This is a genomic window from Saccharomonospora saliphila YIM 90502, assembly GCF_000383795.1.
GTDB lineage: Bacteria > Actinomycetota > Actinomycetes > Mycobacteriales > Pseudonocardiaceae > Saccharomonospora > Saccharomonospora saliphila.
Window position 1 is genome coordinate 83,019 of sequence record NZ_KB912649.1, and the last position, 5,800, is coordinate 88,818.

A 5,800-nucleotide genomic window follows, 5' to 3' on the forward strand; every position below is an offset into this window, starting at 1 on the left:
AGCAGGCTCCCGGCTCTCGTGGCGGCGTGCGGGCCCGTGCACGAGACTCGCGCCGCCGTGGGGCTCGGGACCGGCGCCGCGACGCTGACCGTGCCGGGCGAGGAGATCGAGGCGGTGCACGACGCCGTGGACCGGGCGGGCGGCACGTCGGTGGTGCGGAGCACGCCACCGGACCGGACCCGCGCGTGGAACCGCGCTCCGTCCGCGGTGCGGGTGCTCCGTGCGCTCAAGGACGAACTGGACCCCGGCCGCCGGTTCTGCCCGGGCCGGTTCGGGTCCTGGTTGGACGACAGGGAGGCGAGGTCGTGACCGAGCTGAGTGGACAGTCTGGACAGTCCGGTTTCGACGCGCATCACCCGCCCGCGCGCGAACTGCTCGACGACTGTGTGCACTGTGGATTTTGTCTGCCCACCTGCCCGACCTACCAGCTGTGGGGCGAGGAGATGGACTCGCCACGCGGACGGATCTATTTGATGGATCTGGCCGAGCGCGGAGAGATCGGGCTGGAGGGCGCCTTCACCGAGCACATCGACGCCTGTCTGGGGTGCATGGCGTGTGTGACCTCGTGCCCGTCCGGCGTGCAGTACGACCGGCTGCTGGAAGCCACCCGGCCCCAGATCGAACGCAATGTCGAGCGGTCAGGGCAGGACAGGCTGTTCCGGAACGCGATCTTCGCGTTGTTCCCCTACCGGCGCAGGCTGCGGGTGGCGGCCGTGTTCGGCGCGCTCTACCAGAAGCTTCGACTGTCCACTCTCGCCGAACGCGTGCTGCCGCCCCGGCTGCGCGCCACCCAGGCGCTGATGCCCGGCGTCCGGCTGCGGGACGCGTTCGCCGCCCTGCCCCGCAGGGTGCGCCCGGAAGGCACGGTGCGGCGCAGGGTCGCCCTGCTGTCCGGCTGTGTGCAGGACGTGTTCTTCCACGAGGTCAACGCTGCCACCCAACGGGTGCTCGCGGCCGAGGGGTGCGAGGTGCTCACCCCTCGGGATCAGGGCTGCTGCGGCGCGCTCGGCTTGCACGCCGGCCGGGAGGACCACGCCGTCTCGCGCGCGAAGCGCACGATCGCGACGTTCGAGTCGCTGCCGGTGGACGACATCGTCGTCAACGTCGCCGGGTGCGGATCGTCGATGAAGGAGTACGGCACGCTGCTCGCCGACGAGGACGACTGGGCCGAGCGGGCACGGCGATTCAGCGCGCGGGTGCGGGACGTGAGCGAGGTACTGGCGGACCTGGAACCCCGGGCGCCCCGGCGGCGGATCGACGCGACCGTCGCCTACCACGACGCCTGCCATCTCGGGCACGCCCAACGCGTGCGAGAACAGCCGAGGCAGGTGCTGCGCACGATCCCGGGTGTGCGGTTGGTGGACCTGCCGGAGGCCGAGCTGTGCTGCGGCTCGGCGGGCATCTACAACATGGTGCAGCCGGAACCCGCGGCCGAGCTGGGCGAGCGCAAGGCAGCCAACATTCGCTCCGTCGAGCCGGACATGCTGGTCACCGGAAACCCGGGCTGCCTGCTCCAGATCCGCCGCTACCTCGACGCGGACATCCCGATGCTGCACCCGGTGCAGTTGCTCGACGAGTCGATCAACGGCACGCGCTGAGGCCAGCCTCCGCAGCCACGGAATGCTACCGTCGTATCGTGCAGAATGGACCGGCTGCTCCGCTCGCGCGGTGGACGCTGTTGTGTGCCCTCGCATTCGGCGTGATCGCCATGCATCACGTGGGGCTGCCGTCGGTGGCACATCCCTCTGCCCTGGCCCATGCCACTGCTGCGCCGTACTCCCCCACCCTCGCACACGCGGGGTCCGAACCGGCCGCACCCGCACACCAGAGCGGTGGACACTCCGGCGAGACACCGGGCGAGCTCCTGCTGCACCTGTGCTTGGCCGTGCTGACCGCCGTGACGGCTCTGATCACGACACTGTTCTGGATCGTCACCCATAGCGGACCGTCCGGGCCGCCGCACGCGGTCCTGCTCAGGGTGTCGAGTGTGCCCCGTCCTCCGCCGAGCGGGCGAGGACTCCTGTCTCTGTGCTGCGTGCTCCGGGTGTAGAAGCCGCCGCTCCGGCGACCAGCACCCGATGCACTACCGAGCACGACAGGGACAGAGGTAACCACAATGACACACAGTATGCGAGCCCGCGCGCTTTCGGCCGTCGCGGCGGGCGCACTGGCGGTGGCGTGCGGCGCGCCGAGCCAGCCCCAGGCCCCGGGAGCCGCTCCCGGGCACAACGACGCGGACGTCGCGTTCGCCCAAGGGATGATCCCGCACCACGAGCAGGCGATCGAGATGGCGGCGATGGTGGAGTCGCACTCGGACAACGCCGAGTTGGCCGCGCTCGCGACCGAGATCGAGGCGGCCCAGGGGCCGGAGATCGAGCGGTTGACCACCTGGTTGCGGGAGTGGGACGAGCCCGTCCCGCCGTCCGGAGGTGGCCATGCCACGGATACCGGTGGTCAGTCGTCCGCGGCACACGACGACCACGGCGGCGCGGAGGACCACGGCGGAGCTGACGGCATGACCGGCATGATGTCGGACGACGACATGGCCCGTCTCGCGGTGGCCGAGGGCGCGGAGTTCGACCGCCTGTGGGTGGAGATGATGATCGAGCACCATCGCGGTGCGGTGCGGATGGCCGAGCGCGAACTGCGGGACGGCGCGCATCCCGGGGTCCGGGAGCTCGCCCGGGAGATCATCGAGGTCCAGCAGGCAGAGATCGACCGCATGAGGGCGATGCTCGACGCCTGACGAGGCGCACACCCCGGTGTGCCCGCTACGCTGGCCTCATGCGGGCACACCGGGTCTTCGCCGCCGTCTACGACCGGATGGCGGCGTCGGCGGAGAGGCACGTGCTCGGTGAACGCCGACAGCGACTGCTCGGCGGCCTCACCGGACGTGTACTCGACGTCGGCGCGGGCACCGGCGTCAACCTCGACCACGTGCGCGGGGCCGACGAACTGGTACTGGCCGAGCCCGACCCGGCCATGCGCGCGAAGCTGCACCGCAAGCTCGACCGGGCGCACGTCCCCGTGCGGGTGAGCGAGGCCGCGGCCGAAGCGCTGCCGTTCGAGGACGCCTCGTTCGACGCCGTGGTGTGCTCCCTGGTGTTGTGCACGGTGACGGACCCGGCACGGGCGCTGGCCGAAGCCCGCCGCGTGCTGCGGCCGGGCGGCACGCTGGTGCTGCTCGAGCACGTGCGCGGCACGGGCGGGCAGGCCCGGTGGCAGGACCGGGTCACCCCGCTGTGGAAACGCCTGGGCGCGGGCTGCCACCCGAACCGGAACACCCGCGCGGCGGTCGAGAACGCGGGGTTCACGCTCACGCGGGTGGACGAGACCCTGATCGGCCCCCGCTGGGTCCCGGTCAGTCCTCTCCTCGAGGCGACCGCCCGCCCGAGCTGACCCCGCGAGGTGCTCAGCGGGCGGCGGGGACGAGATCCGCCGTGGTCATCACGTACTCGATCAGGGTGACCAGGATCTGCTTGGTGGACTCCTTGTCGCGGGCGTCACAGAGCAACACCGGCACCGACGGGCCGACGTCCAGCGCGGCGCGCACCTCCTCGGTGCCGTACCGGTAGGCGTTGTCGAAGCAGTTCACGCCCACCACGAACGGCAGCCCGCGCCGCTCGAAGTAGTCCACGGCGGGAAAGCACGACTCCAGCCTGCGCGTGTCGGCGAGCACCACCGCGCCGAGCGCCCCCTGGGCCAGCTCGTCCCACATGAACCAGAACCGGTCCTGCCCCGGAGTCCCGAACAGGTACAGGATCAGCTCAGGGTTGATCGTGATGCGCCCGAAGTCCAGGGCGACGGTGGTGGTGGTCTTGGCCTCCACACCGGACAAATCGTCGACGCCCTCGGACGCGGAGGTCAGCGACTCCTCGGTGCGCAGCGGCGGAACCTCGCTGACCGAACCCACCATGGTGGTCTTACCGACCCCGAAGCCACCGGCGACGAGAAGCTTCACCGCCGTCGCCGTCAGCCGCCGCTCGTCAGAGTTTGCGGATGCCATCCAGAACCGCCTGCAGTACGTGTCTGTTGTGGGGTGCGTCGCTCTCGGGCGCAGCCCTCCGGAAAATCACATAGTTCTGCTCGATCAAATCACTGAGCAGCACCTTGACCACAGGCAGGGGTAGGTCGACGTGCCCGCCCACCTCGGCCACCGACATCGGTCGCTGGCACATGTGCACGATCCGCGCGTACTCGGCCGGCAGATGGGCCGCCTCGGATGGCGTGCTCAACGACACGACCAGCGTCATCATGTCGAGGCCGTAGTTGTCCGACCGCGTTCGACCGCCCGTCACCACGTACGAGCGGACGAGGCCACCGCCGTCGTCGCCGGCCTCGTCGAACCACTCCTGCTCGTTGTCACTCATGGCGCACTGTGGTGTTCCGCACGTGGCGCCGCGCTGAGCACCGCGCCGACTCGTTTGACCATCATGTTCATCGAGTACGCCACCATGCCCATGTCGGCATCCTCCGTTGTCAGCAGGGCGAGGCACGCTCCGCGCCCCGCCGCCGTGACGAAGAGGAACGCGTGGTCCATCTCCACCACGGTCTGGCGCACCGCTCCCCCGCCGAAATGCCGCCCGGTGCCCCGGGCCAGGCTCTGAAACGCCGAGGCGACGGCGGAAAGATGCTCACCGTCCTCTTCGGAGAGGTTACTCGACCGCCCGATCAGCAGGCCATCCGACGACAGGACGACGGCACGTTCGGCTCCCGCGACCTGGGTCACCAAGTCGTCGAGCAGCCAGTCGAGTTCGTTGACTCCCGAGTTCGTCATGGTGTTGTTCAGTCTCCAGTCTCGTCGCCGCCGGGTTTCTGGTGCCGGGCCCTGCGCGTTCCCTGCTGGAACGCCGAGAGCCTGCTCCGTGCCTGATCGGGAGTCTCCGCGGCTTCATTGCCGTCGACCTCGTGCTGTCCGGTGGTTTCGCTCTCCTCCCGCAGTTGCGGAGCCAGGTTCTGTTGCCTGCGGCGGCGAGGCAACGCCGGCCTGCTGGACGTCATCGGGTTGTCACCTCCCGTGGCGTCCTCCTGCGCCGAGGGAGCCGCCGCGGTCCGGGTGTCCGAGGACGCCCCCGGCACGGGACGGACGTCCTGCACCGTGCGGGTCTCGTGCCGGTGCCGCGCGTTCTGCGACGGCTGCCCCTCGGGTGTCCTGGGTTCCCTCGGCAAGCGTGGCGCGTACTGCGGCGGCGATTCCGCCTGCGGTGGCTGTGCCTGCTGGGAAGGGTGCGCCTGCGGGCCGCGGGGCGGCTGGCCCTGTCCCGCCTGCCCGTACGGCGGCACCGCGTGCTGGCCCCCCGCCTCGCCGCGCCGCCTCGACGGGGGTCGCTGCTGCTGGGACCACTGCGCCGGGTCCTGCCCGCCCTGCGGCCGGGTGTGAGCCTGCGGGGCCGCGAACGACTGCGCGGATTGCCGCCCGTATGCGTCTCGCTGCACCTGGGCCTCCCGTCGCGCCTGGGTCTCCGGTTCCCCGCCGCGCGCTCCGGCCTCGGTGCGGTGCTGGGGTGCGGCCTCGTCCCGGGCCGAGGACCTGCGTGGCAGTTCAGGACGCCGCTCCGAGGTCCGCTCGGCGGACTCGTCCCGGCCCGCCCCCGGCCGGGGACCGGCGGACGGGCGCATCGTGACAGTGGACTCGACGTCCGACCCCGCGTGCCGGGGATCATCGCCGGCGCCGTGGGCGGAGGTCATGCCCGCGCCACCGAGCGCCAGCTCCTCGTCGGGCAGTTCGGCGTGGCCCGCGAACATCCCCGAGGAGCCCGCGTCGCGGTGCGACCCGAGATGGTCGTCGCGGTGCGACTCG

The 5,800-nt window shown here is 71.1% G+C and carries 6 protein-coding genes and 2 pseudogenes; 4 read left to right on the forward strand and 4 right to left on the reverse strand.

Going from position 1 to position 5,800, the window contains the following annotated elements; translation table 11 throughout:
• The 4 genes and pseudogenes from SACSA_RS0108535 to SACSA_RS0108550 form a co-directional block, all read left to right on the forward strand.
• A pseudogene (locus SACSA_RS0108535) lies at positions 1-309 on the forward strand (FAD-binding oxidoreductase); the annotation flags it as partial.
• Positions 310-314: 5 nt separating this feature from the next.
• Positions 315-1,598 carry a (Fe-S)-binding protein gene (locus SACSA_RS0108540; RefSeq protein ID WP_408640271.1) on the forward strand — a complete coding sequence of 428 codons (1,284 nt, stop codon included), beginning with the start codon at positions 315-317 and terminating at the stop codon, positions 1,596-1,598.
• Positions 1,599-2,116: 518 nt separating this feature from the next.
• Positions 2,117-2,746 carry a DUF305 domain-containing protein gene (locus tag SACSA_RS0108545; protein ID WP_028661686.1) on the forward strand — a complete coding sequence of 210 codons (630 nt, stop codon included), beginning with the start codon at positions 2,117-2,119 and terminating at the stop codon, positions 2,744-2,746.
• A gap of 38 nt (positions 2,747-2,784) precedes the next feature.
• A complete protein-coding gene (locus tag SACSA_RS0108550; protein WP_019815080.1) occupies positions 2,785-3,399 on the forward strand; it encodes a class I SAM-dependent methyltransferase in 615 nt (204 codons plus the stop codon).
• Positions 3,400-3,412: 13 nt separating this feature from the next.
• Here SACSA_RS0108550 and SACSA_RS0108555 read toward each other — a convergent pair whose 3' ends face one another.
• The 4 genes and pseudogenes from SACSA_RS0108555 to SACSA_RS22110 form a co-directional block, all read right to left on the reverse strand.
• Entirely contained in the window at positions 3,413-4,006 is a 594-nt protein-coding gene (locus tag SACSA_RS0108555; RefSeq protein WP_028661687.1) for a GTP-binding protein, read from the reverse strand.
• Entirely contained in the window at positions 3,987-4,370 is a 384-nt protein-coding gene (locus SACSA_RS0108560) for a DUF742 domain-containing protein (protein ID WP_019815084.1), read from the reverse strand. Before SACSA_RS0108560 ends, SACSA_RS0108555 begins: the two co-directional genes overlap by 20 nt.
• A complete protein-coding gene (locus SACSA_RS0108565; protein WP_019815086.1) occupies positions 4,367-4,777 on the reverse strand; it encodes a roadblock/LC7 domain-containing protein in 411 nt (136 codons plus the stop codon). The genes SACSA_RS0108560 and SACSA_RS0108565 overlap by 4 nt, the downstream gene beginning before the upstream one ends.
• 8 nt (positions 4,778-4,785) lie before the next feature.
• A pseudogene (locus tag SACSA_RS22110) lies at positions 4,786-5,800 on the reverse strand (hypothetical protein); the annotation flags it as partial.